This window comes from Arthrobacter sp. B2060 (assembly GCF_059090445.1).
Genome location: NZ_JBNHFR010000016.1, coordinates 11,503 through 27,346 on the forward strand (window position 1 = coordinate 11,503; position 15,844 = coordinate 27,346).

Consider the following 15,844-nt stretch of genomic DNA (forward strand, 5'->3'; position numbering starts at 1 on the left):
TGCTTATCTCTGGGGACTGCTGCTTTATTTGGGGCTTTTGAGAACGGCCACGCCACGGGCGGCGAGCTTGGCAGTACTGTCGCCCGGCCCGGTGCCCGCGAGCACGGCCCCGGGGACCGCCGAGATGTCGACGGCCTGGTCCGTTCGGTTGATCAGGAAAAGGAAGCGTCCGTCCTCCCCTGTGCGGACGGCGAGTTCGACGGCGCCACACAGTTCCGCGGGCAATTCAGACCCGATGCCCGCCAGGCCGGTGAATTCCCGCAGGACAGGGACCAGGCCGGCGGGTCCGAGCCGCGTCGCCACGTAGCCGGCGGATCCGCTGCCTACGCTGCGCCGGGTCACCGCCGGTTCGCCGGCATTGTCACCGGAGGTGAACCGGCGCAGGGCCTTGGTTTCGCCGGAGGTGGTGGCAATGGCGTCCGCCCACAGCGTGCCGGTTGACCCGTCGTCGAGCGTGGCTTCCTCCCCGGGGGCCAGCGGCCCGAACTCTTCCACCCGGATCCCCAGCAGATCGCTGAGGGCGCCGGGATATCCTCCGAGCCATACGTGGTCGTTCTGGTCCACGATGCCCGAGAAGTAGGTGGTCACGAGATGCCCGCCGGACTCGACGAACGAGGTCAGCCGCGAGCGCAGCTCCGCCGGCACCACGTGCAGGACCGGTGCGATGACCAGCTGGTAGCCATCAAGGGAGGCTGCCGCCGGAAGGACATCGGCGCGAATGCCGGTGGTCAGGAACGCCGAGTACCAGTCGAGTGCCTCCTGCCGGTAGCGGAGCCGGTCGGTGGGATGGGAGTCCAGCTCGCTGGCCCACCAGGAATCCCAGTCGAAGAGGATCGCGGCCCGTGCCGGCTCGCGCCGGCTGCCGGCGATCGGCGAGAGTTCGCCCAGCGTGCGTCCGAGCGCGGTGACGTCGCGGAAGAGTCTGCTGTTGCTGCCGGCGTGCGAAACCATCGCGGAGTGGTATTTCTCTGCCCCCGCGCGCGACTGCCGCCACTGGAAGAAGCACACGGCGTCTGCGCCGTGGGCCACGTGGGTGAGCGAGTCCCGGGCGAGCGCCCCGGGCTTCTTGGGCGTGTTCACCGGCTGCCAGTTGACGGCGCTGGTGGAGTGCTCCATCAGGAACCAGGGGTTGCCGCCGGCGATGTTGCCGGTCAGATTCGCGGAGAAGGACAGTTCGTCATGGTCCTGCGGTCCCGGGACCACGTAGTGGTCGTTGGAGACGAAGTCGACGTCGGCGGCCCAGGCGGCGTAGTCCATCCCCTTCGTCTCCCCCATCACCATGAAATTGGTGGTGACGGGGATATCCGGGGTGATGCTGTTGAGGATGTCGCGTTCGGCACGGAGGTAATCCCGCAGCGAGTCCGAGGAAAAGCGCTTAAAGTCCAGCTGCTGTGTGGGGTTCGGGTAGGACGCTGCCTTGCGCGGCGGGAGGACGTGGTTCCAGTCCGCGTAGCGCTGGGACCAGAAGTCGGTCCCCCAGGCGATGTTCAGTTCCTCCAGGGTGCCGTAGCGGTCCTGGAGCCAGCGGCGGAAGGCCGCTGCGGCGTCGTCGGAAAAGTCATAGATGTTGTGGCAGCCGAGCTCGTTGGAAACGTGCCAGGCGCAGACGGCGGGGTGGTCCGTGTAGCGCTCGGCCATGGCGCGCACCAGCGTCAGTGCGTGCTCGCGGAACACCGGCGACGTGGGCCGCCAGTGCTGCCGGCCGCCTGGCCAGAGGGTTTCGCCGTTCTGGGTGACCGGCAGGATTTCCGGGTGTTCGGCCGCGAGCCACGGCGGCGGGGAGGCGGTGGCGGTGGCGAGGTCCACGGCGATGCCGTTGGCGTGGAGCAGGCCGATGATGTCGTCGAGCCAGGAAAAGTCCCAGGTATCCCGCGAGGGCTGGATGCGTGCCCACGAGAAGATGGCAAGGGAGACGATGTTGACCCCGGCCTCCCTCATGAGCCGCACATCCTCTGCCCAGACCTCGCGGGGCCACTGCTCGGGGTTGTAGTCGGCACCGAAGGCCAGCCTCTTGGTGTCCTCGGACGGCCAGCGCAGCCAGCGGTGTTGGGTGGTGTGGGTCATGGAGTTCCTCTTTTTGGGCGCGTTTGGGTGGCCGCGGACGCGCCGGGCTGGCGGGCGCGTCCGCGGAGATGGGTGGGTTGCCTGCGGGGCTGTTACTCCTTGACCGTGAACCCCTGCTCGGTGCCGTACTTGACCGAGGCTTTCTGCCATGCGGTCAGGCCGTCCTTGAGCTTGGTGCCGGAGACGTAGGCCTGGCCGGCGGTGTCGTTGAAGATGCTGTTGGCGTAGACCTGGAACGGCAGGTAGGACCAGCCGGCGGGAACATTCTTCGCTGATTCGGCGAAGATCTGGTTGGCCTTTTGGCCGCCGAAGTACTTGAACTCGGTGTTCTGGAATTTCTCGGACGCGAGGTCCTTTGAGGTGGCGGGGAACGCGCCGCCGTCGATCCTGGCCTGGACGCCTTCCTCATCAACGTTGGAGTACTTCAGGAAGCCGTAGGCCAGCGCTGCCTGGCTGCTGGCCGCCGGAATGGCCAGCGAGCTGCCGCCGTTTTCGGCGCTGCTGTTGGCGCCCTTCTCCCACTGCGGCAGGGGTGCGACCCGCCATTTGCCGGCCCCGTTGGCAACGCCGGAGACCAGGTTCCCGGGCATCCAGGCGCCGGTGGAAAGGGTGGCGATGGTGCCGTTGCCGAGGCCCTTGTACCACTCGTCGCTCCAGGAGCTGATGGGGGCCAGGAGGTCCTCGTCAATGAGCTTTTGCCAGGTCTCGGCGAACTTGGTGGACCCTTCGTCGGAGAAGTTCACGCCGACGTTGGTGCCGTCCACCTGGTAGGGCTTGCCGCCGGCCTGCCAGATCAGGCTGGTGGTGAACCCGGCGTCGCCGGTGTCGTTGGCGATGTATGCCTTGGGGTCAGCCTTCTTCAGCGCACGTCCGGCCTCGAGGAACTCATCCCAGGTGGTTGGCACTGCGATGCCGTGCTTGTCGAAGAGTTGCTTGTTGTAGAACAGAGCCATGGGACCGGAGTCCATGGGAAGGCCGTAGACGCCGCCCTGCGCCTGCACCGAGGACCACGGACCGGCCGTGAAGGTACTGTCGAGGTCTGCAGCTCCGAACTGGCCGAGGTCCGCCAGTGACTTGCTGAGCGCAAACTGCGGAAGTGCGTAGTACTCGATCTGCGCCACATCGGGCACGCCGGAGCCGGCGGATATTGCGTTCTGCAGGGCGGTGTACTGGTCGTTGCCGGTGCCTGCGTTGACCAGGTTGACGTCCACGTTGGGGTATTTGGCCTCGAAGCCCTCGGCGACCTTCTTCAGCGACTGGTCCCAGGCCCACACCGTCAGCTTGCCGCCTTTTTGGAGGGCGGCTTCGACGGCGTCGCTGTTGACCGTTTGCTGCGGCGCCGCGTTGCCGCCGCCTCCGCAAGCGGTGAGCCCCAGGGCGAGTGCGGCGGCGACGGCGGAAGTCTGCAGCAGGCCGCGGCGGGTCAGGGTCTTGATCATGTCTTCCTTCTAACTGCGTTGTTGGTGAGGGTGGGACGGGCGTTATTCTTTGACGCTTCCGGCGGAAAGGCCGGACTGCCAGTAGCGCTGGAGCAGCAGGAACGCTGCGATCAGCGGAAGGATGGTGAGCAGGGAACCTGTGATGACCAGGTTGAAGATGGCTTCCCCGCCTGCGGTGCCGGCCTGCGCGTTCCAGGCGTTCAGGCCCAGAGTGAGGGGGTACCAGTCCGGGTTCTTCAGCATGATCAGCGGCAGGAAGTAGTTGTTCCAGGTGGCCACCATGGTGAAGAGCAGCACGGTGACAATGCCCGGGGTCAGCAGTGGAAGGCAGACCTGGAAGAAGGTGCGTGCCTCGCTGGCGCCGTCGATCCGGGCGGACTCCATGATCTCGGTGGGGATGGCCTCGGTGGCGAAGGTCCACATGAGGTACAGGCCGAAGGGCGAGATGAGCGAGGGGATGATCACGGCCCAGGGGGTGTTGGTGAGGCCCATCTGGCTGAACATAAGGAACGTGGGGACCGCGAGTGCCGTGCCCGGAATGGCCACCGCTCCGATGACGACGGCGAACACGGCCCTCCGGCCGGGGAAATCGAACTTGGCCAGCGCGTAGCCACCGAGGACGGCGAGGAAAGTGGCACCGCCGGCGCCGAGCACGACGTAGAGGACTGTGTTGGCGAACCAGCGAAGGAAGATCCCGCCGTCGTAAGTTGCTGTCCGGGCGATGTTGTCCCAGAGGGCAAAATCGCCGTCGAACCACAGGCCGAAGGAGTTGAGCAGGCCGTCCTGCGTTTTGGTGGCGTTGACCAGCAGCCAGAACAGCGGGGCCAGGCTGTAGAGCAGGACAAGGCCCATCAGGAGAGTCAGTGCCAGGCTGCGGCGGGAGCGCCGGGTCCCGGTTGTGCGTGGGGACCGCAGGCGCGGGGTGCGTGATTTCAGCGGGGACGACGTTCCCTCGCCGGCGCTGCCGGGGCGGGCGGCTGTCTGAACGCTCATGGTCAGCGCTCCTTTCGCATGCCGCGGACCTGGACGGCATAGGCAATGGCCATGGTGATCAGCCCCATGATGATCGCCACCGTGGCGGAGTAGTTGTACTGCTGCCCGGAGAAGGACAGGGAGAAGGCGTACAGGTTGGGCGTGAAATATGTCGAGATGGTGTTGGGTGAGAGGCTCTTGAGGATGCTGGGCTCATTGAAGAGCTGGAAGCTGCCGATCACGGAGAAGATAGAGGCGACCACGATGGCGCCGCGGATGGCCGGTAGCTTGATGGCGGCGATGACCCTCAGCTGGCCGGCGCCGTCGATCTCGGCGGCCTCATAAAGGGACTTGGGGATGACGGTCAGCGCGGAGTAGAAGATCAGCATGTTGTAGCCGATGAACTCCCACGTGACGATGTTTCCGATCGAGGCGAGCACCAGTTCGGAGGAGAGCGGGCTGGGCAGGTTCAGGCCGAAGGCCTGGTTGATGTTTCCCACCAGTCCGAATCGGGTGCCGTACATGAAGCCCCACATGAGTGTGGCGACGACGGCGGGCACGGCATAGGGCAGAAAGATCGAGATCCTGAAGAACGACTTCCCATAGAGCCTGCCGCTGTCCAAGGCGAGGGCCACAACGAGTGCGATCATCAGCATGACCGGCACCTGGACTGCAAGGAACAGCGAAACACGGCCCAGCGCGGACCAGAACTGCTGGTCCCCCAATGCGCGGGCGTAGTTGTCCAGGCCCACGAACGCGGTGCCGCCAATGAGCTGGTTGCGGAAGACGCTCAGGTACATGGAATACGCGATCGGGGCCAGGAAAACCAGGGCGAAAACGGCCATGAACGGGCCGATGAACCACCAGCCGGCCCACGAGCGGCGGCTGGCTCGGCGGCTCGTGTGGCCCGCCGGGGCAGCCGCTCCTGCTCGCACTGCGACTTGCGGGGACGTCATTGTCATGAAAGGTCCTCTTTGGGATGCGTCACCTGGTAGGTGACCGAACGTGTTCTGTTTACGTAAACATCTTTGTGAGCTTTTGTGTATGTTTGCGCAAACATGATTGGTACGATGGTGACATGGAGCACGAACCCCGTCAACCCCCGGCCCGCAATTTGTCCCCTGTGAAGGAGGCGGCCGGCGCCGCGCCGCGGCCCAAGCAGCAGGTGTCCATGGCCGACGTCGCCAAGCTCGCCGGAGTCTCATCGCAGACCGTTTCCCGCGTGTCCAACGGGAGCCCTGACGTCATCGAAAGCACGCGGCGCCAGGTCATTGCGGCCATGAACGAGCTGGGGTACCGGCCGAACAGTGCGGCCCGGGCACTGAAGCGGGGCAGTTTCCGGACCATCGGGGTGATCACGTTCTCGCTCTCCTCCCTGGGTAACATGCGCACGCTGGAGGCCATCGCACTGCACGCGGCCCGGCAGGACTTCGCCATCACGCTCATCCCGGTCACCGCACCAACGCAGGCCGGGATCCAGGGTGCGTTTTCCCGGATGGGTGAACTCGCCGTTGACGCGGTGATCGCCATCATGGAGGTCCACCTCCTGGATGCAGCGACCGTGACACTGCCTCCTGGAGTGAAGGTGGTCGTCGTCGATTCCGACGCCGGCGAGCAGTACAGCGTGGTGGACACAGACCAGGCCGACGGCGCACGCAAGGCCGTCAGACACCTCCTGGACCTCGGCCACGAGACCGTCTGGCACGTCGCTGGCCCCGAAGAATCCTTCGCCAGCGAACGGCGTGCCGCCGCCTGGCGCACCACCCTCACACACGCCGGAAGGGCCGTGCCTCCGGTGCTCCGCGGCGACTGGTCGGCGGACTCCGGTTACAGCGCCGGCCTCAAGCTCGCCGACGAGCCCGGCTGCACCGCCGTCTTCGCTGCCAACGACCACATGGCACTCGGCCTGCTCCGCGCCTTCCGCGAAAAAGGGGTGTCAGTCCCCGAAGACATCAGCCTCGTCGGCTTCGACGACGTCCCCGAAGCCTCCTCCTACACACCCCCGCTGACCACGGTCCACCAGAACTTCGCCGACGTCGGCAACCAGTGCGTCGACAACGTCCTCCAACAGATCCGCACCAACACCACGGAACCCGGCATCACTCTCGTCCCCACCCAACTGGTCGTACGCCACAGCACCGCCCCGCCAAAGCACTGAACATCTCGCAACGCCGGACAGGCACCTAAACCTCCGCCGCCGGAGCCGCGAACTGTGCCTCATAAAGCCGCGCATAAGCGCCAGCCGCAGCCAACAGAGAAGCATGCGTCCCCTGCTCCACGATCTGCCCGGCCTCCATCACCAGGATGAGGTCGGCGTCGCGGATCGTGGACAGGCGGTGGGCAATAACGAAGGAAGTCCGGTCGGAACGCAAAGCACTCATCGCCTTCTGCACCAGCACCTCCGTGCGCGTGTCCACTGAAGAAGTCGCCTCGTCCAAAATCAAAACCGACGGCCTGGACAGGAATGCCCGCGCGATCGTGAGCAGCTGCTTCTCCCCCGCCGAAACATTGGAACCCTCGTCCTCGAGCACGGTGTCGTAACCCTCAGGAAGAGACCGCACGAACCGGTCCACATACGTCGCCTGCGCCGCCTCCAGGATCTCAGCCTCCGAAGCGCCAGGCCGGCCGTAAGCAATGTTGTCCCGGATCGACCCGCCGAACAGCCATGTATCCTGCAGCACCATGCCCAGCCGCGAGCGCAGCTCGCGCCGCGGCACCGAGGTGATGTCCACGCCGTCGAGCGTTATCCGCCCCGCATCAATCTCGTAGAACCGCATCATCAGGTTCACCAGCGTGGTCTTGCCCGCCCCGGTCGGCCCCACAATCGCCACGGTCTGCCCCGGCTCCGCAACCAAAGAAAGCGAAGAAATCAGCGGCTTGTCCGGCGAGTAGGAGAAGGACACATCCTCGAACACCAGCCGCCCCCGCCCGGCACCATCAGCCGAAACCCCGGGTGCAGGATCCGGAAGCTCCTCGTCCTCATCCAACAACGAGAACACCCGCTCGGCGGACGCAACCCCGGATTGCAGCAGGTTGGCCATGGACCCCAGCTGCGCCAGCGGCATGGTGAACTGCCGCGAGTACTGGATGAACGCCTGCACGTCGCCCAGCTGCATGGCCCCGGACGCCACCTGCAGGCCGCCCACCACCGCGATCCCCACGTACACCAGGTTCCCGATGAACGTCATGGCCGGCATGATCAGCCCGGAAACGAACTGCGCGCCGAAGCTCGCCTCATACAGCTCCACATTCTTCTGCCGGAACCGCTCCTCCACCTCACGCTGCCGGCCGAACACCTTCACCAGCGCATGCCCGGTGTACGTCTCCTCGATCTGCCCGTTCAGCTCCCCCGTGTTCTTCCACTGGGCCACAAACAGCTTCTGCGAGCGCTTGGCGATCAGCGCCGTGATCCCCAGCGTCAGCGGCACGGTCACCAGCGCGATCAGCGCAAGCGTGGGCGAGAGGATGAACATCATCACCAGCACGCCCACCACGGTCAGCACCGACGTCACCGCCTGGCTGATGGACTGCTGCAGGCTCTGGGAGATGTTGTCCACGTCGTTGGTCACCCGGCTCAGCAGCTCACCGCGCTGGATCGAATCGAAATACCGCAGCGGCAGCCGGTGGATCTTCGCCTCCACCTCCCCGCGCAGCCCGAACACCGTCCGCTGCACCACCCCGTTCAGCACATACGCCTGCACCCACATAAACGCCGACGCCAGCACGTACAGCACCAGCGCCCACAGCAGCACGTTGGACAGCGCCGCGAAGTCGATCCCCTGGCCAGGCGTCAGCGCCATGGGCGTGAGCATGTCCGCCTGCTGGTTCTGCCCGGACGCCCGCAGCTGCGCAATCACGTCCGCCTTGCTCGCTCCGGCCGGCAGGTCCCGGGACACCACCCCGGCGAAGATCAGGTTGGTGCCCTCCCCCAGCAGCCGCGGCCCGATCACCGAGAGCGCCACACTCGCAATGCCCATCACCAGCACCAGCAGCAGCCACGCCCGCTCCGGCCGCAGCGTGGCCAGCAGCCGCTTGGCCGATGGCAGGAAGTTCATCGCCTTCTCCGCGGGGACGTTCATCCCCGCAAATGGCCCTCCGCGCCCCGGCCCGCCCGCCGGACGGGGGATGCGGACGACGTCGGCAGTCCCGGTTTTCGAGGCAGGTGCGGTTCCGCCGGTGGCAGCGGAAGCAGCGCCCGACGGCGTGCGGTGCGGCGCGCTCATACCGCCTCCTCCGCCGCCAGCTGCGAGGAGACGATCTCGCGGTACATCTCGGACGTCTCCAGCAGCTCGCCGTGCGTTCCGCGCCCGACAATCCTGCCGTCGTCGAGCACCAGGATCTGGTCCGCGTCTGCGATGCTGGACACGCGCTGGGCAATGATCACCAGCGTGGCGCCGACGGTGCTGCGCTTGAGGGCACGGCGCAGCCGGGCGTCGGTGCCGGTGTCCAGCGAGGAGAACGAATCGTCAAAGATGTACAGCTCGGGCCGCTTCACCAGAGCCCGGGCGATGGCCAGCCGCTGCCGCTGACCGCCGGAGACGTTGGTGCCGCCCTGCGAGATGGGCGCATCCAGCCCGCCCTCCATCTCCTCCACAAAGTCCCGGGCCTGGGCAATCTCCAGCGCGGCCCAGAGCTCCTCTTCGGTGGCGTCCGGCTTGCCGTACTGCAGGTTGCTGCGGACGGTGCCGGTGAACAGGTAGGGCCGCTGCGGCACCAGCCCGATGTGCCCCCAGAGCAGGTCCGGGTGCAGCTCGCGGACGTCCACCCCGTCGATCCGCACCGAGCCGGTGGTGGCGTCGAACAGCCGCGGCATGAGGTTCACCAGCGTGGTCTTGCCGGACCCGGTGCTGCCGATGATCGCTGTCGTCTGCCCCGACCGGGCGGTGAAGCTGATGCCGGACAGGACGGGCTGCTCGGCACCCGGGTAGGCGAACCCGACGTCGTGCATCTCCAGCTCGCCGCTGCCCGCGCCGGCGCCGGCGGCGACCGGATGCTTCGGCGGCCGGACGCTCGACTCCGTACCCAGCACCTCGCCGATCCGGTCCGCGGAGACGGCGGCACGCGGGATCATCACCGCCATGAAGGTGGCCATCATGACGGACATCAGGATCTGCATCAGGTAGCTGAGGAATGCGATGAGGGTGCCCACCTGCATGGAACCGTCCTCGATCCGGAACGAGCCGAACCAGATCACCGCCACGCTGGAGACGTTCAGCACCAGCATCACCACGGGGAATGCGAGCGCCATCAGCCGGCCGGCACGCAGCGCAGTGTCCGTGACGTCCTCGTTGGCCTGGGCGAAGCGGGCGGTCTCGATGTCCTCGCGGACGAACGCGCGCACCACGCGGATGCCGGTGAGCTGCTCACGGAGCACCCGGTTCACCGTGTCGATCCGCTTCTGCATCGTCCGGAACAGCGGCACCATCCGGATGATGATCAGGCCCACCCCGATCAGCAGCACCGGCACGGCAACCGCGATCAGCCACGACAGCTCCACATCCTGCCGGACGGCCATGATCACCCCGCCGATCGCGAGCATGGGCGCGGCCACCATCATGGTGGCGCCCATCAGCACCAGCTGCTGGACCTGCTGGACGTCGTTGGTGGACCGGGTGATCAGGCTGGGTGCACCGAACTTGGTGACTTCCTGTTCGGAGAATTCCCCCACGCGGGAGAAGATCGCATCGCGCAGGTCACGGCCCAGGCCCATGGCTGCCTTCGCCCCGAAGTACACGGCCACCACCGCGCAGGCGATCTGCAGCAGCGTGATTCCCAGCATCAGGGCGCCCAGGCTGAGGATAACGCCCGTGTCCCCTTTGGCCACGCCCTCGTCGATGATGTCCGCGTTGAGCGTGGGCAGGTACAGGGACGCGATGGACTGCGCCAGCTGGAAGATCACGACGGCGATCAGCAGCCGCCGCTGCGGCCGCAGGTATTCAACCAGCAGCTTCCAGAGCATCCGGGCTCCACTTCGCACCGCCGGGGTTCCGGGGAATTGGAATTCCGGCGGAGCCCGCGCAAACAGATTCGAAGGCCAGTGTACGTCCGGCGCCTTGGGCCCGGCCGTGACCAGGGGCGTTCCCGCAACACGTAGGCTGAGGACCACCGGCGGATATCCGCGGTGACGGCTTGTTGAAGATTGGGGACTTCATTGGGGGAACAGAGCTTGGACTCCGGCGTGCCCGGGGACATACCGGTGACAGTGAGGACATCGACGGTGTTCTGGCTCGCCAGCGCCGTGGGAGCAGGCCTCCTGCCGGTCGTCCTGGAGGTTGCCGGGATCGACTTCGGCCAGTCAACGCCCGCTTGGGCGGTGCCCTACCTCGTGGTGTCGGCCGTGCCGCTGGCAGCCCTGCAGGTGTGGGCCGCTCTCGAACTGCTGCGCGGCGCACGGTGGGCCCGGCTCGTGCTGACCGTCGTAGCCGCCCTGTCTGTCCTGGGCACGCCGCTGCACCTGTCCGGCCTCATCCTGGCAGGGCTGTCACTGACTCTGGCCGGCGCGATACTGATGTGGCTTCCCGTGACCACACCGTTCTTCCGGCAGGGCGGCCAGGCGGAGCCGGCTCCCGACGGCGCAGACCGCAGCGCCCCCCGGCGGGGCTATAGCGGTATTTTGGAACGGACGAGAGGAACCCCCGTGACCGACACGATACTGATGGCCGAGGTGGCGGACGCCCTGGAGCGCCACGGCGTCCGCCACGAAGTACTCGAGTGCTCCCCGGAGCTCGCGGACACGGCGGCGTTCTGCGAGCACTACGGCTTCACCCTCGAGGAGGCGGCCAACACCATCGTCGTTACGTCAAAGAAGGTGGATCCGCCGTCGTACGCGGTGTGCGTGGTGCTCGGCACCACCCGCCTCGACGTGAATCGCGCCGTGCGCGGGCTGCTGGGCGTCAAGCGGGCCTCCTTCGCGGACGCCGGGACCACCACCGCCGTGACCGGGATGCTCATCGGCGGAGTGACGGTTCCCGGCATCGAGGGGCTGCCCGTCTACGTGGACCGTGCCGTACTGGACGCGGAGCGGGTTGTCATGGGCGGCGGCAACAGGTCCAGCAAGATCGTCCTTGCACCGGCCGAACTCCTCAAGCTGCCCGGCGTCGAGGTAGTGGACGGCCTGGCCACACCGCGTGGTCCCGCGGACCTGCTGCAGGACTGACGCCGGGTCCACTTTCCGAAATTGGCTCTGGCGCGGCTGTGTGTCCGTTCCCTAGCGTGGGTCGGAACGCCAACGTATTTGAAACGAAAGAGCAGGCCGCCATGTTGAACACCTACAACTTTTCGCAGGTAGACGTCTTTGCCCCGGGGCCGAAGCCGGGCAACCCGGTGGCCGTTGTGCATGACGCCGACGCCCTGACCGCCGAGCAGATGCAGACTTTTGCGAACTGGACCAACCTCTCCGAAACCACGTTCCTGCTGCAGCCGTCCCACCCGGACGCCGATTACAGGGTGCGGATTTTCACCCCGCGGGCCGAGCTGCCCTTCGCCGGACATCCCACGCTCGGCTCGGCCCATGCCTGGCTGGAGCGTGGAGGCGAGCCACGCACCGAAGGGGAACTGATCCAGGAGTGCGGCGTCGGGCCGGTGAAGATCAGGCGTGAAGGGCACGAGCTCGCCTTTGCGGCGCCGCCCCTGCGCAAATCCGGCCCCGTGGACCCGGCCGTGCTGAAGCAGGCACTCTCCAGCCTCCGGATCGGCGAGGACGACGTGCTGGCCAGCAACTGGGTAGACAACGGCCCGGGCTGGCTCGGCCTCCGGCTGGCTTCCGCCGAAGGCGTCCTGCACCTCAAGCCTGACTTCGCCGCCATGGGTGAACTACTGGTCGGCGTCATCGGCGCGTTCGGCCCGGGAGGCCCGGCGGACTTCGAGGTGCGCGGATTCGCCCCTGGCCTCGACGTCCCCGAAGACCCGGTAACCGGCAGCCTCAACGCCGGCCTGGCGCTGTGGCTCCTGGCCGACGGAGTGGTCGACGGAAGTTACACCGCCAGGCAAGGCACTGTCCTGGGACGCGGCGGCTTGATCACCGTCACCAGCGACGGCTCCGACGTCTGGGTTGGCGGTGCCAGCCGCACCGTGATCAGCGGCAGCGTTTCACTCTGAGCCGGCGCTATTAGCCGCCCAGCACCACGTTGGCCGGCGGCTGCCCTGCCAGCATGAGGTCGATCTGCCGCTGCAGCAGCCGCCCCATCCGGGGAGGCATCGCGGCGCTGGCGCCGCCCACGTGCGGGGTGATGATGACGCCGGGCGTCGACCACAGCGGGTGGTCCCGGGGCAGCGGCTCCGGGTCGGTGACGTCCAGGGCGGCGCGTATCCGCCCGGCGGAGGTGTGGCGGACAATGGCGTCGGTATCGGCCACCGGCCCGCGGGCCACGTTGACGAGCAGCGCACCGTCGGGCATGGCTTCAAGGAAGGCGTCGTCGATAAGGTGCCGCGTGGCGTCGCTCAGCGGGACCCCCACCACCACAATGTCGTGCTCCGGCAGCAGCGCCGGCAGTTCGTCGATGCCGTGCACCTCTCCCCGTTCATCCGTCCGCGCCTGGCTGGCCACCCTGGTGACGCTGGTTTCGAACGGAATGAGCCGCTGCTCGATCGCCTTGCCCACGCCCCCGTAGCCCACAATCAGGACCCTGCTGTCGGCCAGGCTGGCGGTTGGCTTGGTCTCCCAGATGCCCTCCTGCTGGTTCCGAAGGAGCCGCGGGAACTCACGCTGGCTCGCCAGCAGCATGGCCAGGACCAACTCCGCAGTGGAGGTCTCGTGGACGCCGGCCGCATTGGCGAAGACCCGCCCGGCGGGGAGCGAATCCGCCACGCCGTCATACCCGATCGACTGGCTCTGCACCAGGACCGTTTCCACGTCTTCAAGCCTGCGAAGCACCTGTGCCCCACCCTGGTAGGGCGGGACCACGATGTCGATGCGCTGCTGCGGCGGCTCGCTCGCGAAGTCCCACTCCAGCACCGTGACGTCCGCATGCGGCTTCAGGTACTCACGCAGTGCCGCGTCCGGCACGCTCACAGTAATCTTCCGGGTCATGGGTTTCCAACAGCTCCGTCGGGTCAGGGGCGAACCGCGTCCATGGGGGTGTCATGGAACGGTGGCTGCCGGGTGGATATTCTCCTTGCCAGCCTAGTGGAGCGGCCAGGCCAGGCGGGTAGGCTGAGGACCGCTAAGCCATTCGGAATGGGCGGCTGCCACGGCCGCCCACTACGCCGACGTCGACGCAGGCGTCGCCAGAACTGGAGACTGCACCCATGTCACATGTGCGACGCTTCGACCACGTCGGCATCACCGTTGCTGACCTCGACAGGGCAATGGCGTTCTTCGTCAGTCTGGGTCTCGAGGTCGAGGGCCGGATGTTCATGGAGGGCGAGTTCGTGGACACCGTCATCGGCATCCCCGACTCCCGCAGCGAGATCGTCATGCTGCGGGCGCCCGACGGAGGCGCCGGCGTGGAGCTGTCAAGCTTCATCCACCCCGACCACCAGCCCGGGTCTCCCTCCGCGATGTCCACCGAACTGGGGCTGCGCAATGTGGCGTTCGAGGTGGACGACCTTCAAGCAGCCGTCGACGGGCTGGCCGCCGACGGCTACGGCCTGATTGGCGGCGTCGGTCAATACGAGGACGTCTGGCGCATGGCCTACGTTCGCGGACCGGAAGGAATCATCGTGGCCCTGGCCGAGCGGATCGGTTAGCGCCCACTCCAGAAGAGCTACCGGAGGCCTGCCGGCTGCACGCCGTCGGGCGCATCAGCAGCGGCCGGGCCGCCGTCGTCAGCAGCACTGGGAAGTCCGACGGCGGCGGGAGACTCCGGCGGGCCGCCCGCCGTCGTGCTTTCCCCGCTGAGAGCCGCCAGCATGGCCTCCCGGTCGAACTGGCCCTCCCACTTCGCAACCACGAAGGTGGCAACGCAGTTGCCCAGCAGGTTCACCACGACGCGCATGGAATCCATGACGCGGTCGGCGCCCAGCAGGAGGGCCACGCCGGCCACCGGGAAGATGCCCAGCGCCCCAGCCGTCGCCGAGAGCGCCAGGAATGCGGAGCCCGGCACCCCGGCCATGCCCTTGGATGTCAGCATCAGGATGCCCAGGGCAGCCAGCTGCTGCCCGAGGTCAAGGCTGTGGCCGAAGGCCTGGGCAAGGAAGAGCAGGGAGATCGAGAGGTAGAGCGCAGCGCCGTCCAGGTTGAACGAATACCCGGTGGGCACCACCAGCCCGGTTGTGGCACGGGAACAGCCGGCGTTCGTCAGTTTGGTCATGATGCGCGGCAGCACTGACTCGGTGGAGGCAGTTCCGAGTGCCAGCAGAAATTCCTCCCGTGAGTACCGGACGAACTGCCACAGCGGAACGCGCGGATAGACCCAGGCGACGAAGAACAGGAGCGCGATGAAAACGAGCGCCGCGCCGTAGCAGGCCGCGATCAGCACCGCGTAAGTGCCCAGCGAATCCAAGCCGTACTGCCCGATAATGAAGGCCATGGCACCGAACGCCCCGATGGGGGCCACGCGCATCACCCAGCCCATGATCTTGAAGAAGAGCTCCAGCACAGTCTCCAGCAGGGTCACCACCGGCAGGCACCGCTCGCGGCCCACCACCACGATGGCGGCCCCGAAGAACACCGAAAAGCACAGCACCTGAAGCAGGCTGTTGGACGCGAAGGCACCCACCACGCTGGTGGGGATGACGCCCAGCAGGAACTGCCCTGCATCCTTGGGCGGGGCCGTGCCCGTCTTGGCATCCAGCGCATCCTGCGAGAGGGTCGCCGGATCGATGTCCAGGCCCGCCCCCGGCTGGATCACGTTGCCCACGACAAGCCCGAAGACCAGGGCAAACAGGGTGGCGCCCGTAAAGTACAGCAGGGCTTTTACGCCCACGCGGCCCACTGCCTTGACGTCGCCCACGGCCGAGATGCCCGTGACGATGACGAGGAAGATCAGCGGGGCGATGATCATCTTGATCAGCTGGATGAAACCGTCCCCCAAGGGCCGCAGGCTGGACCCGAGGTCCGGCCAGAAGTGCCCGATCAGGATGCCCAGGAGCACCGCCACGAGGATCTGGAAGAACAGCTGCTTGTAGAAGGGCTTTCTGGCAGGATTCCCGGCCCCAGTGTTCGGGGCGGTGGGCGTCTTGTCCGGCGGAGAAGCGGCTACGGAGGAGGGGTTCATCGTGGATGCCTGTCAGTCAGGGGCGGCACGTGTCGCCGTTGTTGGTCACCGGCAACGCTAGAGAGCCGATGTTTCCGGAAGGCTAAATCCGCAACGCGGAATTGTTTAACCGCGTATTGGAACAGATCCAAGTCCCTACCGTGAGTTCGCCCACCTTATTTCGATTCAGTCAAAATAAGCAGGTAGCGTTAAAGCAGGCCGCCGAAGCCCTTT

The 15,844-nt window shown here is 66.7% G+C and carries 12 protein-coding genes; 4 read left to right on the forward strand and 8 right to left on the reverse strand.

What is annotated here, in order from left to right; genetic code table 11:
* Positions 1 to 24: 24 nt before the first annotated feature.
* The 4 genes from AC5RUM_RS20655 to AC5RUM_RS20670 form a co-directional block, all read right to left on the reverse strand.
* Positions 25 to 2,064: a beta-galactosidase gene (locus AC5RUM_RS20655; RefSeq protein WP_494036697.1), complete on the reverse strand. Its 2,040-nt coding sequence runs from the start codon at positions 2,062 to 2,064 to the stop codon at positions 25 to 27.
* Between the two features lie 92 nt (positions 2,065 to 2,156).
* The gene (locus tag AC5RUM_RS20660; protein WP_494036698.1) at positions 2,157 to 3,503 is read right to left on the reverse strand and encodes an ABC transporter substrate-binding protein; all 1,347 of its coding nucleotides are present in this window, start codon (positions 3,501 to 3,503) and stop codon (positions 2,157 to 2,159) included.
* A 42-nt stretch (positions 3,504 to 3,545) separates the two neighbouring features.
* Positions 3,546 to 4,496 (reverse strand): carbohydrate ABC transporter permease, encoded by a 951-nt coding sequence (locus AC5RUM_RS20665; RefSeq protein WP_494036699.1) that lies wholly within the window; start codon positions 4,494 to 4,496, stop codon positions 3,546 to 3,548.
* A gap of 2 nt (positions 4,497 to 4,498) precedes the next feature.
* Complete coding sequence (locus AC5RUM_RS20670) at positions 4,499 to 5,431, reverse strand: carbohydrate ABC transporter permease (RefSeq protein WP_494036748.1); 933 nt, start codon at positions 5,429 to 5,431, stop codon at positions 4,499 to 4,501.
* Positions 5,432 to 5,553: 122 nt separating this feature from the next.
* Here AC5RUM_RS20670 and AC5RUM_RS20675 point away from each other — a divergent pair, with 122 nt between their 5' ends.
* A complete protein-coding gene (locus AC5RUM_RS20675) occupies positions 5,554 to 6,633 on the forward strand; it encodes a LacI family DNA-binding transcriptional regulator (RefSeq protein ID WP_494036700.1) in 1,080 nt (359 codons plus the stop codon).
* A 25-nt stretch (positions 6,634 to 6,658) separates the two neighbouring features.
* On the opposite strand, the gene AC5RUM_RS20680 is transcribed toward AC5RUM_RS20675, so the two are convergent.
* Together AC5RUM_RS20680 and AC5RUM_RS20685 are read right to left on the reverse strand one after the other, a co-directional pair.
* Positions 6,659 to 8,698, reverse strand: coding sequence for an ABC transporter ATP-binding protein (locus tag AC5RUM_RS20680; RefSeq protein ID WP_494036701.1), 2,040 nt, complete (start codon positions 8,696 to 8,698; stop codon positions 6,659 to 6,661).
* Entirely contained in the window at positions 8,695 to 10,434 is a 1,740-nt protein-coding gene (locus tag AC5RUM_RS20685; RefSeq protein ID WP_494036702.1) for an ABC transporter ATP-binding protein, read from the reverse strand. The genes AC5RUM_RS20680 and AC5RUM_RS20685 overlap by 4 nt, the downstream gene beginning before the upstream one ends.
* Positions 10,435 to 10,626: 192 nt before the next feature.
* Between AC5RUM_RS20685 and AC5RUM_RS20690 the strand changes: the two genes are divergently transcribed.
* Positions 10,627 to 11,631, forward strand: coding sequence for a YbaK/EbsC family protein (locus AC5RUM_RS20690; protein WP_494036703.1), 1,005 nt, complete (start codon positions 10,627 to 10,629; stop codon positions 11,629 to 11,631).
* Positions 11,632 to 11,732: 101 nt separating this feature from the next.
* Positions 11,733 to 12,572, forward strand: a complete 840-nt coding sequence (locus AC5RUM_RS20695; protein WP_494036704.1) for a PhzF family phenazine biosynthesis protein — start codon at positions 11,733 to 11,735, stop codon at positions 12,570 to 12,572.
* A 10-nt stretch (positions 12,573 to 12,582) separates the two neighbouring features.
* Here AC5RUM_RS20695 and AC5RUM_RS20700 read toward each other — a convergent pair whose 3' ends face one another.
* A complete protein-coding gene (locus AC5RUM_RS20700; protein WP_494036705.1) occupies positions 12,583 to 13,503 on the reverse strand; it encodes a 2-hydroxyacid dehydrogenase in 921 nt (306 codons plus the stop codon).
* A gap of 218 nt (positions 13,504 to 13,721) precedes the next feature.
* On the opposite strand from AC5RUM_RS20700, the gene AC5RUM_RS20705 reads away from it, so the two are divergent.
* Positions 13,722 to 14,162, forward strand: a complete 441-nt coding sequence (locus tag AC5RUM_RS20705) for a VOC family protein (RefSeq protein WP_494036706.1) — start codon at positions 13,722 to 13,724, stop codon at positions 14,160 to 14,162.
* A 17-nt stretch (positions 14,163 to 14,179) separates the two neighbouring features.
* Here AC5RUM_RS20705 and AC5RUM_RS20710 read toward each other — a convergent pair whose 3' ends face one another.
* Positions 14,180 to 15,631 carry a cation:dicarboxylate symporter family transporter gene (locus AC5RUM_RS20710; RefSeq protein WP_494036707.1) on the reverse strand — a complete coding sequence of 484 codons (1,452 nt, stop codon included), beginning with the start codon at positions 15,629 to 15,631 and terminating at the stop codon, positions 14,180 to 14,182.
* Positions 15,632 to 15,844 lie beyond the last annotated feature (213 nt).

Bases quoted from the DNA above. Each gene is read 5' to 3' on its own strand.
- AC5RUM_RS20655 (WP_494036697.1), bottom strand. From the start codon at position 2,064: ATGACCCACACCACCCAACACCGCTGGCTGCGCTGGCCGTCCGAGGAC.
- AC5RUM_RS20660 (WP_494036698.1), bottom strand. From the start codon at position 3,503: ATGATCAAGACCCTGACCCGCCGCGGCCTGCTGCAGACTTCCGCCGTC.
- AC5RUM_RS20665 (WP_494036699.1), bottom strand. From the start codon at position 4,496: ATGAGCGTTCAGACAGCCGCCCGCCCCGGCAGCGCCGGCGAGGGAACG.
- AC5RUM_RS20670 (WP_494036748.1), bottom strand. From the start codon at position 5,431: ATGACGTCCCCGCAAGTCGCAGTGCGAGCAGGAGCGGCTGCCCCGGCG.
- AC5RUM_RS20675 (WP_494036700.1), top strand. From the start codon at position 5,554: ATGGAGCACGAACCCCGTCAACCCCCGGCCCGCAATTTGTCCCCTGTG.
- AC5RUM_RS20680 (WP_494036701.1), bottom strand. From the start codon at position 8,698: ATGAGCGCGCCGCACCGCACGCCGTCGGGCGCTGCTTCCGCTGCCACC.
- AC5RUM_RS20685 (WP_494036702.1), bottom strand. From the start codon at position 10,434: ATGCTCTGGAAGCTGCTGGTTGAATACCTGCGGCCGCAGCGGCGGCTG.
- AC5RUM_RS20695 (WP_494036704.1), top strand. From the start codon at position 11,733: ATGTTGAACACCTACAACTTTTCGCAGGTAGACGTCTTTGCCCCGGGG.
- AC5RUM_RS20700 (WP_494036705.1), bottom strand. From the start codon at position 13,503: ATGACCCGGAAGATTACTGTGAGCGTGCCGGACGCGGCACTGCGTGAG.
- AC5RUM_RS20705 (WP_494036706.1), top strand. From the start codon at position 13,722: ATGTCACATGTGCGACGCTTCGACCACGTCGGCATCACCGTTGCTGAC.
- AC5RUM_RS20710 (WP_494036707.1), bottom strand. From the start codon at position 15,631: ATGAACCCCTCCTCCGTAGCCGCTTCTCCGCCGGACAAGACGCCCACC.